This is a genomic window from Kitasatospora sp. NPDC048722, from assembly GCF_040650235.1.
Lineage (GTDB): Bacteria > Actinomycetota > Actinomycetes > Streptomycetales > Streptomycetaceae > Kitasatospora.
In genome coordinates, this window is the sequence record NZ_JBEZGX010000198.1 from 1 (window position 1) to 1,017 (window position 1,017).

Annotated in this window: 1 protein-coding gene; it reads left to right on the plus strand. The window is 65.2% G+C overall.

The features are described from left to right. The first annotated feature begins 200 nt into the window (after nt 1–200). The gene (locus AB0C76_RS41545; RefSeq protein ID WP_359976030.1) at nt 201–965 is read left to right on the plus strand and encodes a hypothetical protein; all 765 of its coding nucleotides are present in this window, start codon (nt 201–203) and stop codon (nt 963–965) included. Nucleotides 966–1,017 lie beyond the last annotated feature (52 nt).

Sequence of the window (1,017 nt, forward strand, 5' to 3'; positions counted from 1 at the left end):
CTAGTACTCCAGTATGACTTCGTGATCTATCCGGTTGAAGGACTGTCGAGTCGTCGTCGGTAGTGGCTGCGACGGGCGGTGACCTGGTGGTGTCCGCGCCAGTTTGACCAGTACAGCAACCTCCGGTTTTGTGGTGATCTTTCCCAATCGGCGGCCCCGGCCTATCCTCCTGCTTGCAGGAACATGGGGGAGGAGAGCACATGACGACGAGTGGGCCGGCCGGGGCGAGCGAGTTGGTGGAGGAACTGCCGCAGGCGCGTGGAATGGCCGAAGCTGAGGACTTTGGCGCTTACGTCACTGGGCACAAGATGCCGCCCAAGAAGGCACCTTGGTGGGTGGGGCTGCCGTTGCTCCTTGTGCCCATGGTCGGCGGGTTCGCGCTTGTCCTGCGCGAGCCTGCGCCCGGGAGCGGGGCCGGCGGGCGGGTGGTAGGTGCCGTACTGCTGCTTGTCGCCGTGGCGCTGGGAGCCGCCCTGTTCCTCCAGGAGAAACGACACAGACGCGCCATGGCCAACGCGCCCACCGTCTACGGGTACGAGCGGGGCATGGTCATCGTGTCAACACAGGGCTGCGATGCCCACCCCTGGCACGCGGTACTCCCTTTCGAGTACGCGATGACCCGCTCCATCGGCAGCTCAGGACGTAACGTCTCCATTTCCCTGCTCGATCTGCGCACCCTTGATGGCGAGAAACTCCTTACCTTGAATGGGCGTGGAGGCCATGTCGACTGCCTTGCCGACCTGATCGCCGCATACGAAGTCCCGCGTGCCCGTGCCCGCCTGGAGCGGGGCGAGTCGGTGACCTACGGCAGCTTCACCCTCACTGCGGACTCGGTCACCGTGGACGGCCGGAGATGCTCATGGCAGGACGCGCGGTCGATGGCGGTAGCCCACGAGACACCGCACCTACGCGCCCTTCACGTTCTCATCGAGGAGCGGGTCATGCACGGCCACACCCCGTCGTAGTGGAGCCGATAAGACGGGTGTGACGGAGTGCCGAAGAGCCGGCTCAGCTGCC